At 64.9% G+C, this 16,637-nt stretch carries 16 protein-coding genes; 9 read left to right on the plus strand and 7 right to left on the minus strand.

The annotated features are described in order from the left end of the window. The first annotated feature begins 3 nt into the window (after positions 1–3). Together WFK61_RS14665 and WFK61_RS14670 are read left to right on the plus strand one after the other, a co-directional pair. A complete protein-coding gene (locus WFK61_RS14665; RefSeq protein ID WP_336812825.1) occupies positions 4–1,383 on the plus strand; it encodes an amino acid ABC transporter permease in 1,380 nt (459 codons plus the stop codon). A 20-nt stretch (positions 1,384–1,403) separates the two neighbouring features. Further along, positions 1,404–2,198 (plus strand): amino acid ABC transporter ATP-binding protein, encoded by a 795-nt coding sequence (locus tag WFK61_RS14670; protein ID WP_374678830.1) that lies wholly within the window; start codon positions 1,404–1,406, stop codon positions 2,196–2,198. 99 nt (positions 2,199–2,297) lie between these two features. Here WFK61_RS14670 and WFK61_RS14675 read toward each other — a convergent pair whose 3' ends face one another. Next, entirely contained in the window at positions 2,298–3,458 is a 1,161-nt protein-coding gene (locus WFK61_RS14675; protein WP_336812827.1) for a glycerophosphodiester phosphodiesterase, read from the minus strand. A gap of 442 nt (positions 3,459–3,900) precedes the next feature. Between WFK61_RS14675 and WFK61_RS14680 the strand changes: the two genes are divergently transcribed. Continuing rightward, complete coding sequence (locus WFK61_RS14680; RefSeq protein ID WP_336812829.1) at positions 3,901–5,109, plus strand: hypothetical protein; 1,209 nt, start codon at positions 3,901–3,903, stop codon at positions 5,107–5,109. Between the two features lie 262 nt (positions 5,110–5,371). Here WFK61_RS14680 and WFK61_RS14685 read toward each other — a convergent pair whose 3' ends face one another. Further along, on the minus strand, positions 5,372–5,509 hold the full coding sequence (locus tag WFK61_RS14685) for a lipoprotein (RefSeq protein WP_173046700.1): 138 nt from the start codon (positions 5,507–5,509) through the stop codon (positions 5,372–5,374). Between the two features lie 181 nt (positions 5,510–5,690). Here WFK61_RS14685 and WFK61_RS14690 point away from each other — a divergent pair, with 181 nt between their 5' ends. The 4 genes from WFK61_RS14690 (at position 5,691) to WFK61_RS14705 (ending at position 9,885) form a co-directional block, all read left to right on the plus strand. Next, the gene (locus WFK61_RS14690) at positions 5,691–6,989 is read left to right on the plus strand and encodes an RsmB/NOP family class I SAM-dependent RNA methyltransferase (protein WP_336812833.1); all 1,299 of its coding nucleotides are present in this window, start codon (positions 5,691–5,693) and stop codon (positions 6,987–6,989) included. 49 nt (positions 6,990–7,038) lie between these two features. Then, on the plus strand, positions 7,039–8,607 hold the full coding sequence (gene guaA / locus WFK61_RS14695) for a glutamine-hydrolyzing GMP synthase (RefSeq protein ID WP_336812835.1): 1,569 nt from the start codon (positions 7,039–7,041) through the stop codon (positions 8,605–8,607). A gap of 194 nt (positions 8,608–8,801) precedes the next feature. Next, entirely contained in the window at positions 8,802–9,485 is a 684-nt protein-coding gene (locus WFK61_RS14700) for a DUF2161 domain-containing phosphodiesterase (protein WP_336813012.1), read from the plus strand. A gap of 85 nt (positions 9,486–9,570) precedes the next feature. Beyond that, positions 9,571–9,885 carry an I78 family peptidase inhibitor gene (locus tag WFK61_RS14705; protein WP_336812837.1) on the plus strand — a complete coding sequence of 105 codons (315 nt, stop codon included), beginning with the start codon at positions 9,571–9,573 and terminating at the stop codon, positions 9,883–9,885. Positions 9,886–10,011: 126 nt separating this feature from the next. On the opposite strand, the gene rpmG is transcribed toward WFK61_RS14705, so the two are convergent. The 5 genes from rpmG to WFK61_RS14730 form a co-directional block, all read right to left on the minus strand. Next, on the minus strand, positions 10,012–10,179 hold the full coding sequence (rpmG, locus tag WFK61_RS14710; RefSeq protein WP_038367996.1) for a 50S ribosomal protein L33: 168 nt from the start codon (positions 10,177–10,179) through the stop codon (positions 10,012–10,014). A 139-nt stretch (positions 10,180–10,318) separates the two neighbouring features. Beyond that, a complete protein-coding gene (locus WFK61_RS14715; RefSeq protein ID WP_336812846.1) occupies positions 10,319–11,053 on the minus strand; it encodes an NUDIX hydrolase in 735 nt (244 codons plus the stop codon). After that, entirely contained in the window at positions 11,050–11,496 is a 447-nt protein-coding gene (locus WFK61_RS14720) for a DUF983 domain-containing protein (RefSeq protein ID WP_336812847.1), read from the minus strand. The genes WFK61_RS14715 and WFK61_RS14720 overlap by 4 nt, the downstream gene beginning before the upstream one ends. Continuing rightward, on the minus strand, positions 11,496–13,847 hold the full coding sequence (gene rnr / locus WFK61_RS14725; protein WP_336812848.1) for a ribonuclease R: 2,352 nt from the start codon (positions 13,845–13,847) through the stop codon (positions 11,496–11,498). Before rnr ends, WFK61_RS14720 begins: the two co-directional genes overlap by 1 nt. Before the next feature lie 442 nt (positions 13,848–14,289). After that, positions 14,290–14,700, minus strand: a complete 411-nt coding sequence (locus WFK61_RS14730; protein ID WP_336812849.1) for a DUF2000 family protein — start codon at positions 14,698–14,700, stop codon at positions 14,290–14,292. Here WFK61_RS14730 and WFK61_RS14735 point away from each other — a divergent pair. Together WFK61_RS14735 and gnd are read left to right on the plus strand one after the other, a co-directional pair. After that, complete coding sequence (locus WFK61_RS14735) at positions 14,699–15,568, plus strand: AraC family transcriptional regulator (protein WP_336812850.1); 870 nt, start codon at positions 14,699–14,701, stop codon at positions 15,566–15,568. The two genes, WFK61_RS14730 and WFK61_RS14735, sit on opposite strands and share 2 nt — an antisense overlap. A 79-nt stretch (positions 15,569–15,647) precedes the next feature. Continuing rightward, positions 15,648–16,634, plus strand: a complete 987-nt coding sequence (gene gnd / locus WFK61_RS14740) for a phosphogluconate dehydrogenase (NAD(+)-dependent, decarboxylating) (protein WP_336812851.1) — start codon at positions 15,648–15,650, stop codon at positions 16,632–16,634. Positions 16,635–16,637: the final 3 nt, after the last annotated feature.

The following is a 16,637-nucleotide window of genomic DNA, read 5'->3' on the forward strand; positions in this document are numbered from 1 at the left end:
GCGATGACCGACGCAACAACCGAAAACGCGCCCTACGCCTTCGTCCGCAAGGAGACGCTTCCGCAGGAGCCGGCGCCGCTCTCCGTCGCCGGCCCGCTGGCCTGGATCAGGGGAAATCTGTTCTCCAGCCCGCTCAACGCGATCCTGACGCTGCTTTGCGTCTGGCTCGTGGTCGACTCGGTGCCGGGGCTGGTCCGCTTCTATTTCCTGGATGCGGTCTGGACCGGCACGAACCGCGATGCCTGCCTTGCCGACAAGGTCGGCCGCCCCGTCGGGGCGTGCTGGGCCTATGTCGCGGACAGGCTCCAGTACTTCATCTACGGCTCCTATCCGGTGTCGGAGCGCTGGCGCGTCAACATCGTCTTCGTGATGTTCGCGCTCGGCGTGGTCTGGCTGCTCTGGAACAGGATGCCGCTGAAGAAGGTCGGTTTCTTCTTCTTCTTCGTCATCCTGCCGGCGAGCGCCTTCATTCTGCTGCTCGGCGGCCCGCGCGCCGAGAGTTTCCTGCGCTTCCTGATCATCGCAACCTTCGCGCTGGCGGTGCTCTACACGCTGCTCTCCTTCGCGCCGGGGGTGATGAAGTTCTGGATCGGCGAGGGACAGGTCGCGGTCGAGGAGGCGATGCCGGCCTGGCAGCGCTTCTACCGGCCGAAGCGCCTGATCCTGATCTCGCTCGTCGTCTTCGGCCTGTTGGCGCTGCTCGCCGACAAGGTCGGCCTGCCGCGCGTCGATACCGGCCTCTGGGGCGGCATGACCGTGACCTTCCTGATCTCGGCGGTCGGCATCGTCTTCTCGCTGCCGCTCGGCGTGCTGCTCGCGCTCGGTCGCCGCTCGCGGCTGCCGGCGATCCAGCTGCTCTCGGTGATCTTCATCGAGTTCGTGCGCGGCGTGCCGCTGATCACCGTGCTGTTCATGGCCAATACCATGCTGCCGCTCTTCGTGCCGCAGGAGTGGTCGCCTGACCGCCTGCTGCGGCCGCTGATCGGCGTCGCGCTCTTCGCCGCCGCCTATATGGCGGAGGTGGTGCGCGGCGGCCTGCAGGCGATGCCGAAGGGCCAGTACGAAGGCGCGATGTCGCTCGGCCTCGGCTACTGGCAGATGATGCGCCTGATCATCCTGCCGCAGGCGCTGCGCATCGTGATCCCGGGCATCGTCAACACCTTCATCGGGCTGTTCAAGGATACGACGCTGGTCACCATCGTCGGCATCTTCGACTTCCTGCGCACCATCGAGGCGACGCTGATCGATCCGACCTGGGCGACGCCCACGACACGGTCGACAGGCTACGCTTTCGCAGCCATCTTCTATTTCCTGTGCTGCTGGGGAATGTCGCGCTATTCGATCGCGGTCGAAAAGCGCCTCGCCGCCGGCCAAAAACGTTGAGAGGGACGACAACCATGGCAATGGCAGAAACCAAGACGACCGGCTCCCGCCCCGCGGCGCTGAAGCAGACCTCGCTGAACACCGCAACCGCCGTCGAGATGATCGGCGTGAACAAGTGGTACGGCGAGTTCCACGTGCTGCGCGACATCAACCTGAAGGTCGGCCGCGGCGAGAAGCTCGTCATCTGCGGGCCGTCCGGCTCGGGCAAGTCGACCATGATCCGCTGCATCAACCGCCTGGAAGAGCACCAGAAGGGCCAGATCATCGTCGACGGCACGGAGCTCACCAACGATCTCAAGAAGATCGACGAGATCCGCCGCGACGTCGGCATGGTGTTCCAGCACTTCAACCTGTTCCCGCATCTGACGATCCTCGAGAACCTGACGCTGGCGCCGATCTGGGTGCGCAAGATGCCGAAGAAGGATGCCGAGGAAATCGGCATGCACTATCTCAAGCGCGTCAAGATCCCCGAGCAGGCTCACAAATATCCGGGCCAGCTCTCGGGCGGCCAGCAGCAGCGCGTCGCGATCGCCCGCTCGCTCTGCATGAGCCCGAAGATCATGCTGTTCGACGAGCCGACCTCGGCGCTCGACCCGGAAATGGTCAAGGAAGTGCTCGACACCATGGTCTCGCTGGCCGAAGAGGGCATGACCATGCTCTGCGTGACGCACGAGATGGGCTTCGCCCGCCAGGTCGCCGACCGTGTCATCTTCATGGATGCCGGCCAGATCGTCGAGATGAACACCCCCAACGAGTTCTTCAAGAACCCGCAGCACGAGCGCACCAAGCTCTTCCTCAGCCAGATCCTGCACTGAGGCCGGAAGACCTTTTCAAGGACAAGGGCGCGCCGGCTTCCCGGCGCGCCCTTTTCGTTTCGATGGCACGGCGCCGCGCGTTTCGCGAGGCGAGGGCGCTTACTTGCCGTCGCGCGCCTTCACGGCCTGGTCGGGGAAGTCCGAGAACAGGCCGTCGAGCCCGAGCGCGAAGAAGGCCTTGTACTCGGCGCCGGCATCGCCCTTGAAGTCGGAGGCCAGCCGCTTCGGCTCGCTGCGGAAGGTCCAGCTATGGACCAGCAGGCCCGCCGCATGGGCGTCCTTCACGACATTGGTCGGGGCGATCAAGGTGCGGTCACGCTCGTCGATCGCGCCGTCGCCATTGAGGTCCTGCGGCTTGCCGTCGGCGCCGATCGTCTGCCTGGCGCCGATCAGGTAGGGCTTCCACGGGCCGACGCCGTCGGCATAGGTCGCGATCTCCTTCAGGCCCTCGGCCGAGAGCATGTCCTGGAAGGTCCGCTTGTCGCCGAGCACGGCAAAGTCGTAGGGGCGGTCGAAGGGCGCCACCAGCGTGACCTTGCCGTCCTTGTCGACCCCGTCGCCATCGACGAGCTGGACGAGGCGCAATTGCGTCTTCGGGCGCAGGTATTTCAGGTTCGCGGTCTCGAAGCTCTGGATGAAGACCGGGGCGGTCTTGTCGGTCCAGCCGGCGGCCTTGAGCATGTCGAGGAGCTTGTCCTCGAAGGCGAGGCCGAGCGCGGCGTGATAGGTCGGGTGCTTGGTCTCGGGGTAGATGCCGATGGTACGGCCGGTGCGGGCGCTTTCGGCCTTGGCGAGGTCGATCACCTCCTGGAAGGTCGGGATCAGGTACTTGCCGTTATGCGAGGGATCACGATCGGCGAAAGCCTGCTTGGCCTTCAGCGTCTTGATCTCGGCCGCGGTGAAGTCGTTGGCGAACCAGTCGGTGGTGTCGACGCCGTCGACCTTGCGGGTGGTCTTGCGGCTGGCGAATTCCGGGCGCTCGGCGACATCGGTCGTGCCTGATAGCATCGGCTCGTGACGGACGATCAGCACGCCGTCCTTGGTCGAGACGAGGTCCGGCTCGATGAAATCGGCGCCCTGCTGGATCGCGAGCTTGTAGCCCTCGATCGTATGCTCAGGCAGATAGCCGCTGGCGCCGCGATGGGCGACGATGATCGGCTTCTGGCCCGACAGTGTCGGGGCGGCCTGCGCGAGCGCGGCCGGGGCCTGGAAGGCCAGCGCGGCGAGAAGCGTCGTCGAGAGAAGGAGGTGCTTTGTCATGATCGGGCCCAGCCTCGCGGAAATGCGGGCGACCTTAAGAGGGCGGATATGACACGGCCATGAAGGCCAAAGTTTGGATTTGAAGGGAGTGTCGTTGGGTGCGGTAGGTGGCAGCGGCGCTATGGGTAGTGGGAAAGAGGCGCGGACCTGGGTCGGCTTTCGACCCATTGCTGACGTTTGATCGACCTCAGTCGAGCACAGGTGGAGGCGTGCGGGGCGGCTCGGTGCGCCTGGCGCTTCGGGCGTTGCTCCACGAGTTCCATGTCCAGCTTGCTGATGCCAGCAAGGCAGTGTTGCGCGGCATGTTCTCAGAGGATGCCTGGGCACCCCGTGGTGACGTGAGGAATGGGCGATAGCGTCATCGTTTCAAGGCGCAGCCACCGGCCACGCAAATTTAACCTGCGGCATATCAGATCATCTGCTCAACAAGTCGGTGAGTAGAATGGATGCCCAGAAAGTCATTGAGGGTTTTTTCGCGACTCTCTTCCTTGGCCTAATTCCGATTGGTTTTGTCGCACTACTCGTTGGCGGGCTTGGATCGGTCGGCGCCGGATTCGTGCTGGCCAATGGCGGCGCGGGGCCTTTTTTGACAGCATTTGTCGCCGGCCTAGCGGTCATTTTAGTAATAGTTCTCATAAACATCGCCAGCATCACTAAATCTCACGTCGTAGGGTGCGTGGCATGTCTGACATCAACAGTCTTGTTCATAAGTTATTCAATTAATAGATCAGAAAAAGAGAAACGAGATAGGCGAGACGAGTTAAGCCGAATCGAAGACGAGATTCATTCAACGGTAAAATTAAGCAAATCTATAGGAAAAATAAAGGATCTCGTAATATCTCCAGAAGATTCGATATGGATCGCCATTCTTGCAAATAAAAACTCATTTGATAACATATATTCTTCAAGTAGTAACGTAAATAGAAGAGGAATTAACGGGAAAATAGAATTAGGATCAGCTAAAAGATATTCTATTGTTGACATTGAAGAATGCAGAGAAATGGATTGGATGTATCTGTATTATTCTTCAAAACTTCAATCGCTTGGCATAATGGATAAGTGCGTTAAACCTGGACTCTCTGCGCCGATGCCGGCCGGGGCAGTTGCTATAGTTCGAGAGAGCACCAATTGGAAAAGCGGCTGGAAGACGCGGCTCATAGCTTCCCATGTTATCGGCAATAAATTAGGGGAAAATCCGATCAGTCAGTGGTTTGTTCGATGCAAGCAGGACGCAAGGGAGGCAAATGAAATCGATTTGATTTCATCGATATCCGGTGTTGTGGATAGCATCGAGAATTATATTCCAATCAAGGCATCAGACAGGATCGAAAAATTCAAGATAACAAAAGATAAATCTCCATATATATATGTATTTCAATCTATTATGTATCTGATTGGCAAAAGAAATTATGGCGATGACAGTGTTTGGTGCGACCCTGCAGTGTCTGATTTGACACTAGAGGACTACAATAAACTTAATGCTTATAGTGTCGAGTTTTGTGGCGACCCAAAACTTAGATCGCTGAGTGATCCGGGTATAATCAATGCCCATGTCGGCAAAATACGTGAGATTGAAAAAGATAATTGCATTAATTTCTTCCAAGGCGAGCTTCAGGCCAAGCTGCGCACCCAGAGCCAGGGTTATCGCTGACTAAGGTCCGGCGATCTACACCGGCGGGCCTCATGTCGTATATCGCCCTGGGCTCCCGGCGAGCCTACAGTGTTCTAAGGTTGCGCTTCGACTGATGACGCCTGCGGTGAGGTCCGCTTCCGACCCGTAACAGTCATTCCTCCTTCCAACTGCCGGCCGCGTCCCAACCACAAAGCCCGCCCCGGCGAAAGCGGAGGCGGGCTTGTGCGGTCACCGATCGGGCGGGACTATCGGCCGCGATGCCGCAGCCGCCCGCGCAATCTCAGCGGCGGTTCTCGAGCGTGGTCTTGGCGTCGAGGCGCTTGGAGGCCGGCGGGGTGTAGTCCGGCTGCTGGGTGGCGCAGGCGGCGAGGCCGAGCGCGACGAGGCTCAGGATGAGGATGCGGCTGGCGCTTTTCATGTGTGGAGATCCCGTTGACCGCGACATGCGGTTGCATCGTCTTTCCGCTTGTGGAACGACCGCGTCAAGAGTGTGACGATGGGGGCTTTATGCCCCTGCGTCATGCTTGAATCGGTCGAAACTTGTTCGACCCCGTCTTTGCGGCGTTTCGGAACCCGTCCGACGCCAGGATTGAAGCGTCATGACCCCAGCCGCCCGGATCAGCGCCGCCATCGAGGTGCTCCAGGATATCGTCGAGCGCCGCCGGCCGGCCGCCGATTCGCTCAAGGACTGGGGACTGTCGCGCCGTTTCGCCGGCTCGAAGGACCGGGCCGCCGTCGCCTCGCTGGTCTATGACGCGCTGCGCCGCAAGGCTTCGTCCGGTTATGCGATGGCTGCCGAGACCCCGCGCGCGCTCGTCCTCGGCATGCTCGCGGGCCTGCGCGGCCTCGGCGTTGCCGAGATCGCCGAGCTCTGCTCGGGCGAGAACCACGCGCCGCAGCCCCTGAGCGACGACGAGACCGCGCTGCTCACGGCCTTCTCGGTCGAAGGTGCGCCGGATTGGGTGCAGGCGGATGTGCCGGAATGGCTCTGGCCCTCCTTCCGCGCCGGCTTGGGCGAAGCTGCCATCGCCGAGGGCGTGGCGCTGGCCGCCCGCGCGCCGATCGACCTGCGCGTCAACCGCCTCAAGGCAAGCCGTGACGCCGTTCTGAAGGATCTCGCCCATCTCCAGCCGGAGCAGGGCCCCTGGTCGCCCGACGCCTTGCGCTTCCAGCCGGGCCATGACGGCCGCGGCCCCTCGCTGCAGACCGAGCCCGGCTTCTTCGCCGGCGCCTTCGAAATTCAGGACGAAGGCTCGCAATTGGTGGCGCTGCTCGCCGGCGCCCAGCCCGGCCAGACCGTGATCGATCTCTGCGCCGGGGCAGGGGGCAAGACGCTGGCGCTCGCCGCGCTAATGGCCAATCGCGGCAGCCTCTATGCCACCGATCTCGACAGCCGCCGCCTCGCGCCGCTGCATGACCGGCTCACGCGTTCGGGCGCGAGCATCGTCGAGGTCCGCATTCCCCGCTCGCGCGGCCACGAGCCCTTTGCCGATATTGCCGGTCAGGTCGATCTCGTGCTGGTCGATGCCCCCTGCACCGGCTCCGGCACCTGGCGGCGCAACCCTGATGCGAAATGGCGCGTGCGCCCCGGCGCGCTGGCCGAGCGCATCAAGGACCAGGCAGAGGTGCTGGCGCGGGCCGCGAGGCTGGTGAAGCCGGGCGGCCGCATCGCCTATATCACCTGCTCGGTGCTGCCCGAGGAGAACGACGAGGCCATTCGTGCCTTTCTCGGCAAGCATCCGGGTTTCTCTGCGATCGCGCCGATCGACGTGCTCAAGGGCGCCGAAAGCGACTTCTCGCTGCTCGCCCGCTTCGGCACGGCCTACGGCTTGCAGCTCTCGCCGCGCCGCACGGGCACGGACGGGTTCTATCTGGCTTGCCTCCAGCGCGGGGACTGAGTCGGTCGCGGACATTGCACGCGCCCGCGCGATCCATTAACGGAACGCGATGACGAGCGCTCAGCCCCATCACGACTCCATCCTCATCATCGATTTCGGCTCGCAGGTGACGCAGCTGATCGCGCGGCGCATCCGCGAGATCGGCGTCTACTGCGAGATCGCCCCGTTCCAGTCCGCTTCCGAGGCTTTCGCCCGCATGAAGCCGAAGGGCGTGATCTTCTCCGGCGGCCCAGCCTCGGTGCCGGACGAGGGCAGCCCGCGCGCTCCCGAAGCCGTCTTCAGTGCGAACATCCCGCTGATGGGCATCTGCTACGGCCAGCAGACCATGGCGCATCAGCTCGGCGGCAAGGTCGAGGGCGGCCACGCTGCCGAATTCGGCCGCGCCGATGTCGAGATCGTCACCCCTTCGGCCCTGTTCAAGGGAGTCTGGGAAGAGGGCGGCCGCTATCCGGTCTGGATGAGCCATGGCGATCGGGTCACTCAGCTTCCGGCCGGATTCACCGTCAAGGCGACCTCGGAGAACGCTCCCTTCGCGGTGGCAAGCGACGAAGAGCGGCGCTTCTACACGACCATGTTCCATCCCGAGGTGGTCCACACCCCCGATGGCGGCAAGCTGCTGCGCAATTTCGTGGTCGAGATCTGCGGCTGCAAGCCGGATTGGAGCATGTCGGCCTATCGCTCCGAGATGCAGAAGAAGATCCGCGAGCAGGTCGGCACCGGCCGCGTGATCTGCGGTCTCTCCGGCGGTGTCGACTCGGCGGTGGCGGCGGTGCTGATCCACGAGGCGATCGGCGACCAGCTCACCTGCGTCTTCGTCGATCATGGCCTGATGCGGATGAACGAGGCCGAGGAGGTCGTCCGCCTGTTCCGTGACCACTACAACATCCCGCTCGTGCATGTTGAGGCGGAAGAGCTTTTCCTGACCGAGCTCGCCAAATGCGGTTCTGATCCCGAGGCCAAGCGCAAGACCATCGGCCGGCTCTTCATCGACGTCTTCGATGCCGAGGCCGCCAAGCTCGGCGGCGCCGATTTCCTGGCGCAGGGCACGCTTTATCCCGACGTGATCGAGAGCGTCTCCTTCTCCGGCGGGCCTTCGGTCACGATCAAGAGCCACCACAATGTCGGCGGCCTGCCCGAGCGCATGAAGATGAAGCTCGTCGAGCCGCTGCGCGAGCTCTTCAAGGACGAGGTCCGCGTGCTCGGACGCGAACTCGGCCTGCCCGAGGCCTTCGTCGGCCGCCATCCCTTCCCGGGGCCGGGCCTCGCCATCCGCTGCCCGGGCGAGATCACCAAGGAGAAGCTCGACATCCTGCGCAAGGCGGATGCGATCTATCTCGAAGAAATCCGCAAGGCCGGCCTCTACGACGTGATCTGGCAGGCCTTCGCGGTGCTGCTGCCGGTGCGCACCGTTGGCGTGATGGGCGACTACCGCACCTACGACCATGTCTGCGCGCTGCGCGCCGTGACCTCGGTCGACGGCATGACGGCGGATTTCTACCCCTTCGACATGAATTTCCTCGGCCGCGCCGCGACCCGCATCATCAACGAGGTCAAGGGCATCAATCGCGTCGTCTACGACGTGACCTCGAAGCCCCCCGGCACGATCGAGTGGGAGTGACCGGGGGCGGTTCGATCTGCCCGGACCGCACTCGCGGCTGACCGCAGACCGTTGACATCAATCCACCCGCCATCGGCCGACGATCTCGGCCCATGGCGGGTGGATTTTTCGTTTGAGCCATCGGACGCCTGCTGGCGTTTGCTTCTCCGAAACGACTGGCGGTCAAGATGGCGATCTGTTCTCCGGAGGTGGATGTGGAAACGTCGCTCTATCTGCCCGTCAAGCGCTTCCTCGAAGGGCTCGGCTATACTGTGAAGGGCGAGATCGGGCCGTGCGACCTCGTCGGGCTGCGCGATGGCGATCCATCCGTCGTGGTGATCGGTGAACTCAAGCTGAGCTTCAATCTGGAGCTCATCTTGCAGGGCGTCGATCGATTGAGCCTCGGCGACGAGATCTGGTTGGCGGCTCAGCTCTCCGCCCGGGGCAAGGGGCGCGAGAGCGATCCGCGCTACCGCAATCTCTGTCGGCGCCTCGGCTTCGGCCTGCTCGGCGTCTCCAAGGCCGGCGACGTCGCGATTCTCGTGTCGCCGGCCGCGCTCACGCCGCGCAAGGACCCGCGCCGGCGCTCGCGGCTGGTGGACGAGCACAAGCGCCGCCAGGGCGACCCCGCCATGGGCGGCGGTACGCGCAAGCCCATCATGACGGCCTATCGCCAGCAGGCGCTGGCCTGCGCGGCGGCCATGGCTGTCGAGCCGAAGCGCCCGCGCGATCTCAAGCCGTCCTGCCCGGACGCCCAGAAGATCCTGCATCGCAATGTCTATGGCTGGTTCGAGCGCTCCGGGCGTGGCGTCTACGCGCTGACCGAGGCCGGCCGGGACGCCTTGGCGGCATGGCACACCCAGTTCCCGGCGAGCCCGGCCGCGGGGCTCGCGGCCTGAGCACGGCCATCCCCTTGCCATGGCTGCGCCTCAACGCGATCGTAGAGCCTCCGGCGATCGTTCGAATTGCCTGAAAGGGGTTGTGATGATGGCGCAGAGATTTCTGGCGGCTGGGGTGCTTTCGCTGGCTGCGTTGACGCTGGCGGCCTGCCAGAGCGATGCGCAGCAGGCGCCGGTGGGGGCCGCGCCCGGCTTGCCCGGCACCTGCCGCGAGGATGCGGCCGAGACGCTGGCGGGCAAGGCCCGTATCAGCGATGCCGAGGCTCAGCAGATCACCGGCGCGACCATCGTGCGCCAGATTCGCCCGGGGCAGGGCGTGACGATGGATTACCGCAAGGAGCGGGTGACCATCGAGACCGATCCGAAGACTGGCAGGATCATCCGCGCCTATTGCGGCTAAGTGCGAAGCGGCGGCGCATCAGGGCCTTCGGGCACCGAGGCCGCCGTCGCAACGCTAAAGCCCGAAACGAAAAAACCGCCCGAAAGGGCGGTTTTTCAAAGCGAAATCAGATCGGGAGGCCAAGCCTCACTTGATCTTGGTTTCCTTGAACTCGACGTGCTTGCGCGCGACGGGGTCGTACTTCTTCTTCGACATCTTCTCGGTCATCGTGCGCGAGTTCTTCTTCGTCACGTAGAAGAAGCCGGTGTCGGCGGTCGAAAGCAGCTTGATCTTGATCGTCACGGCCTTGGCCATGGGTCTATCCTCGAACCATGCGGGCCAATGGCCCTCGGAAAAGAAAATGGCCGGGCGAACCCGGCAAACCGTCAGCGCGGGGAATGCCGCAAAGGGCCGGCGAAGTCAAGGAAGAATAGCTCCGCGGCGCGAAAGGCCCTCAGAGCTCCTCGCGCACGAAGCTGCCGCGCTTCTCCCAATAGAACGGCACCGGCAGCCAGGGCGCGAAACCGCCCTCGATCCGGGCTTCCACCTCCTGGATGATCACCTTGGTGATCGTCGGCAGGTCGAGCTCCTTGGCCTCGTCGAAATCGACCCAGACCAAATCGACCAGCTCCGAATCGGGGCCGATGATGCCGTCGACCCGCTTGGCCACGGCGGAGGCGTCGATCGCGAAGAAGCGGGTATCGAATCGCTTCGGCCGGCGCGGCGGCGTGATCGCACGCGCGACGAAGGTCACCGCCGAGAGATCGGGATAGATGCCCTGCGCCGCGAAATCGCTCCAGCTTCCCGTCGGCGCGGTATCCGGCGTGCCGAACTCGTCGGAGCCGAAGAGCAATCCGGTTTCCTCGAAGGTCTCGCGGATCGCGGCCATCGCCAGCGCGCGCGCCTTGCCGGCGCTGGGGCGCAGGCAGCGCTTGCCGAGCCGGTCCTCACAGATCTGCGGCACCGCGCCGGTCGCGACCATCTGCCGGTCTCCAGCGTCGACGCGCCCGCCGGGGAAGACGTATTTGCCCGGCATGAACTTGTGGCTCGCATGGCGCTTGCCCATCAGCACCTTGGGTCGTGCGCCGCTGCGATCGAGGATCATCATGGTCGCGGCGTCCTTGGGACGCTGATTGGCGGTGGTGCGCGCCCGCTCGGCCTGGGTCAGGGTGACGGTATGGTCGGTCATGAACGTGGATCCGAAGGGGGCAAGGGCTGGCGTTCGGGGCGATCGGGCTCGCCGCCGAAGCCATGCATGCGCACGGCCCATTGCAGGCCGACGACGCCGCCCTTCACGGGCTGCATCAGCGCGAAGGACAGGACGATGGTCAGAAGCGGCCAGAGGGTCATGTGCAGCCACATCGGCCAGTCCGCGAATTTCTCCGCCAGCAGCAGGCCGCCGACGATGATGTGGCCGACGATGGTGATGACGATATAGGGCGGCAGGTCGTCGGCGCGCTGGTGATGCAGGTCCTCGCCGCAGGCCTCGCACCGATCGACAGGCTTCAGGAAGGCGCGGAACAGCCGGCCCTTGCCGCAATGCGGGCAGCGGCCGCGCAGGCCGCGCGCCACCGCCTGGCGCCAGTCGCGCTCCTCGAGAGGCGTGCGCGCGCTATGGACCTGGACGCCCATCACCGCCTCTTGCCGGGCTTGCCCTTGCCCGGCTTGCTTTTGCCGAAGCCGCCCCCGCCGGGTTTGCCCTTCTTGCCGAAGCTGGCCGCCGGCCGGCTCACCCCGAAAGGCACCGCTCCACCGCGCCGCCTGCCGCCGCTGCCTGTGGCCACTTTCCGCCCGGGCGAGAGGATCTCGAAGCGCAGCGCGCCTGCGACCGGCGCGGCCTCGACGAGCTTCACATGGACCCGGTCGCCTAGGCGCCAGCTCTCGCCGGTGCGCTCGCCGATCAGGGCATGCGCCGCCTCGTCATAGCGATAATAGTCCCCACCCAGCGTCGAGGCCGGGACGAAGCCGTCGGCGCCGGTGCCGTCGAGCTTCACGAAGAGGCCGGCGCGGGTGACGCCGCCGATGCGCCCGTCGAAGCTCGAGCCGATCTGGTCGGCGAGAAAATGCGCGATCAGGCGATCGGTGGTCTCGCGCTCGGCCGCCATGGCGCGCCGTTCGGCCGCCGAGATGCGGGTCGCGACCTCGCGCAGCTCCGCGAGCGTGACGCTCTTCGGCAGGCCGTCATCGCCGAGCTTCAGCGCGGTGATCAGCGCGCGATGCACGATCAGGTCGGCATAGCGCCGGATCGGCGAGGTGAAATGGGCATAGCGGCGCAGGTTGAGGCCGAAATGCCCGTAATTCTCGGCAACATACTCGGCCTGGGCCTGCGTGCGCAGCACGACCTCGTTGATCAGCGTCTCGTTCTCGGAGCCCTTGATCATCGCCAGGATACGGTTGAACAGCACGGGCCTCAGCGCCCCGTCCTGCGGCAGCTTGATGCCGATCGAAGCGAGAACCTCGCCGAGAGCCCGCATCTTCTCCAGCGAGGGCTCGTCATGGCAGCGATAGATCAGCAGGCTGCCGACCTTCTCCAGCGTCTCGGCCGCCGCGACATTGGCGAGGATCATGAACTCCTCGATCAGGCGATGCGCCGCGAGCCGGTCCGGCACGATGACGCGATCGACCGAGCCGTCGGGCTTCAGGATCAGCTTGCGCTCGGGCAGGTCGAGCTCCAGCGGCTGACGCTGGTCGCGGGCGCGCGCCGCGATGCCATAGGCGGCCCAGAGCGGCATCAGCACGCTCTCGCGGATCGGCGCGGTCTTCTCGTCGGTCTGCCCGTCGATCGCGGCCTGCGCCTGCTGGTAGGAGAGCTTCGCCGCCGAGCGCATCAGTATGCGGTGGAAGGAATGGCTCTTCTTCGAGCCGTCCGCCTTGAGCACGAGCCGGACGGCGAGCGCCGGCCGGTCCTCATGCTCGCGCAGCGAACAGAGATCGTTCGATATCCGCTCCGGCAGCATCGGCACGACGCGGTCGGGGAAATAGACCGAGTTGCCGCGCTCCAGCGCCTCGCGGTCGAGCGCCGAGTGCGGCGTGACATAGGCCGCGACATCGGCGATGGCGACGGTGACGACGAAGCCGCCGGGATTGTCCGGACTGTCGTCCGGCACGGCATGGACCGCGTCGTCATGGTCCTTGGCGTCGGCCGGATCGATGGTGACGAGCGGCAACGCACGCCAGTCTTCGCGGCCCTTCAGGCTTGCGAGCGGCGCATTGGCCGCTTCCTGAAGCGCGGCCGGCGGGAATTCATGCGGAATGCCGTGGGCATGGATCGCGATCAGGCTGACGGCGCGCTCCGACTTGATCGAGCCCAGCCGCTCGCGGACATGCGCCTCCGGCGGGCCGAAGCGGCTCTCGCGACGCAGGTTGACCGAGACGAGGTCGCCGTCCTGCGCCTCGGCCGTGCGGCCCTTCGGGATGATGGCTTCGCGCCCCAGCGCCTTCTTGTCGATCGGGACCAGCCGGCCGGAGCCGTCGGGCAGGGCGCGGAAGATGCCGAGCACGGCGGCCCTGGCCTTGCCCATCACCTTCAGCACGCGGCCGGAATAGCCGAAGCCCTCGACGCCGCGCAGCCGGGTCAATTTGAGGATGACATGGTCGCCGACGCCCGGCGCTGGCGCAGCCGACTTGTCCTTGCGGCGTCCCTCACGGGTACGCTCGATCAGAATCTGCGGCGGGGCGCCGTTCTCCGCTTCGTCCCATTCCAGCGGCTGGGCGACGAGGTCGCCCTCGCGGTCGCGGCGCTTGACCTCGGAGAGCAGCACGGGCGGCAGAGCACCGCGCGGATGGACCGGGCGTGCCTCACCGTCGCCGCCGATCTCGCCGTCCTCGGCCAGCTCCTTGAGCAGGCGCTTCAGCCAGATCTTGCCGCCGCCATCGAGCCCGAAGGCCTTGGCGATTTCGCGCCGGCCGACCTCGCGGCCGGCGGCGCGCTCTTCCTCGATGAAGTCGAGAATGGCCTCGCGGCTCGGATCAGGAACGGACACGGCCGGTACTCGGGGCGTTGGGCAGGGAAAAGCGTGACACGCCGCCTGTCTGCCACGGCTTGCGGCCGGGCGCCAGCACGGAGGGTCCAAAAGCAAGAAGGGCAGCCCTTGCGAGCTGCCCTTCCATTGCCGAACCGCGATCCGGCGAACCGGATCTGAAGGTGCGAAAACTCACGCGGAATAGAAACCCCAGCAAGAAGAGGTCCAGGTCCGCCCGCCTTGCACCAGCGGTTGATGACAATGAGACACTGGATCACCTCCTTTCAGTTGTTACCGACAGGAAGGAGGCTAAGGCGATTCTGCGGTGGTCGTAAATGCCAAAAAATGCGCTGCATGAGCACGGCGTAAGTCGCGTTCAAGGCCGTAAAAATATGAGCCGGCTCTTGCCGCTGCACAGAAATGAGGCAGGGAAGTCTACCGGAAGAGCACAGGTCGCAAGCTGTTAGCCGTGCAACTTCAGTCCCTTGATGATCTTGTCGAGCTCCTTGCGCTCGGCATGGAGCCCGAGGCCGACGAGGTCGAGCGCCGCCGTCGCCACCGCAGCGACGGCCGCGCGGTTGTCGATATCGTTGCCGGTTGCGAACAGGTCTTTCGTATAGAGATGCGGCCGGATGCCGCGCTGCTGCGCCCGCTGCAGCACATTGGTCAACTCGGCGCCGCTCGCCGCGAAGATCAGGACGGGTTGGCGGATCAGCGGGCCGTAGAAGCGGCCGGACGCATCCTGATAGGGTTCGCCCGCAAGTTCGGGGGAAGCTCCGACGAGCCCGCCGGCAAGGAAGCTGGCGACATTGAGTTTTTGCCAGGTTGCGAGATCATCGCGAACCACGATGGCGATCTTGGTATCGTAACGCATGGATGCATCGCTAGCGGAGGCCGGCAAGGCCCGTCTTGAACGATCGTGCGAGCCTGAGCAGGACTGGGTCCGGCTCGGCACCGGTGCGGATGGCATCGAGCGCATGGAGGCGTTCTTCCGGGGCTATGCCTATGATCCGCACCGCCACGACACCTATGCCTTCGGACTGACGTTGTCGGGCGTGCAGTCCTTCGACTATCGCGGCGCCAGGCGCGACAGTCTTGGTGGCCACGCCATCGTCCTGCATCCCCACGAGGTCCATAACGGCCGTTCCGGCATCGAGAGCGGCTTCCGCTACCGCATGCTCTATGTCGAGCCGCGCCTGATCCGGCAGGCGATGGGCGAGGGCGGTCGGGCCTTGCCCTTCATATCCACAGCCGTTTCGCAGGAGCCGCGCCTCGTCGCCGCGATCGCCTGCGCGCTGCGCGATCTCGACCAGCCGCTCGATCCATTGGCGGCCGACGATCTGGTCGAACGGCTCGCGCAAGTCTTGTTCGCGCTCGACCCTTCTGCTGGGAACGCCCATTCGTCCCGGCTCGACGCCCCCGCATTGGAGCGGGCGCGCGACTATCTCGATGCCCACGCGACGGAGGCCGTCGATTCCAGCCGGTTGGAGGTCCTGACCGGGCTCGACCGCTTCGCCCTGGCGCGCCAGTTCCGCGCCGCCTTCGGCACCAGCCCTTATAACTACCTCGTGATGCGCCGCCTCGATCGTGCCCGCCGGATGCTGGCGGAAGGCACCTCGTTGGCTGATGCAGCCTTCGCCTGCGGCTTTGCCGACCAGAGCCATCTCACTCGCCAGTTTCGCCGCGCCTTTGGCGTCACGCCGGGGCGTTGGCGGGCCTTGCAGCGGCAAATCCGGGCCTGAGACCTGCGTCGCGCCGGCTTGCCCCGCCCGCCGCCTCCATGCTTGAAGCAGCGAAAGCCGGCTTTGCGGAGTGTCTGAAATGCAGCTTGGAGTGATCGGCCTCGGCCGTATGGGAGGCAACATCGTGCGCCGGCTGATGCGCGCCGGCCATGAATGCGTGGTCTATGATCGCGATCCGAAGCCGGGCCAGGCGCTCGCCGCCGATGGCGCGACGCTGGCCAGCGATCTCAAGGACATGGTCGCCAAGCTGAAGGCGCCGCGCGCCATCTGGGTGATGCTGCCGGCCGGCAAGATCACCGAGGCGACGCTCGCCGAACTCGCCGGTCTCCTCAGTGAGGGCGATACGCTGATCGACGGCGGCAACGCTTTCTGGAAGGACGATGTCCGCCGCGGCAAGGAGCTGGCTGCCCGGGGCATCCATTACATGGATATCGGCACCTCCGGCGGGGTCCACGGCCTCGACCGCGGCTACTGCCTGATGATCGGCGGCGACAAGACGGCCTTCGAGCGGCTGGAGCCGATCTTCGCGACGCTGGCGCCCGGCAAGGGCGAGATCGAGCCGACCAAGCATCGCGAGAGCCGCAACCCGACGAGCGAACAGGGCTATCTCCATTGCGGCCCGACCGGCTCCGGCCATTTCGTCAAGATGATCCATAACGGCATCGAATACGGCATGATGCAGGCTTTCGCGGAGGGCTTCGACCTGCTGCGCAATGCCTCGGCCAAGGAAGGCCTGCCGGCCGAATACGGCTTCGATTTCGACGTGGCCGAGATCGCCGAGGTCTGGCGCCGCGGTTCGGTCGTCACCTCCTGGCTGCTTGATCTCACGGCCGAGGCGCTCGCCGCCGACGAGGAGCTCTCCTCCTATACCGGCAATGTCTCGGATTCCGGCGAGGGCCGCTGGACGGTCGATGCCGCCGTCGAGACCGCGACCCCGGCCGAGGTGCTGACCTCGGCCCTGTTCGCGCGCTTCCGCTCGCGCGTCGACCACACCTTCGGCGAGAAGATACTCTCGGCGATGCGCGCCGGCTTCGGCGGCCATGTCGAAGCCAAGAAGCAGGGCTGAAGC

Source organism: Allobosea sp. MMO-172 (assembly GCF_037147855.1).
GTDB lineage: Bacteria > Pseudomonadota > Alphaproteobacteria > Rhizobiales > Beijerinckiaceae > Allobosea.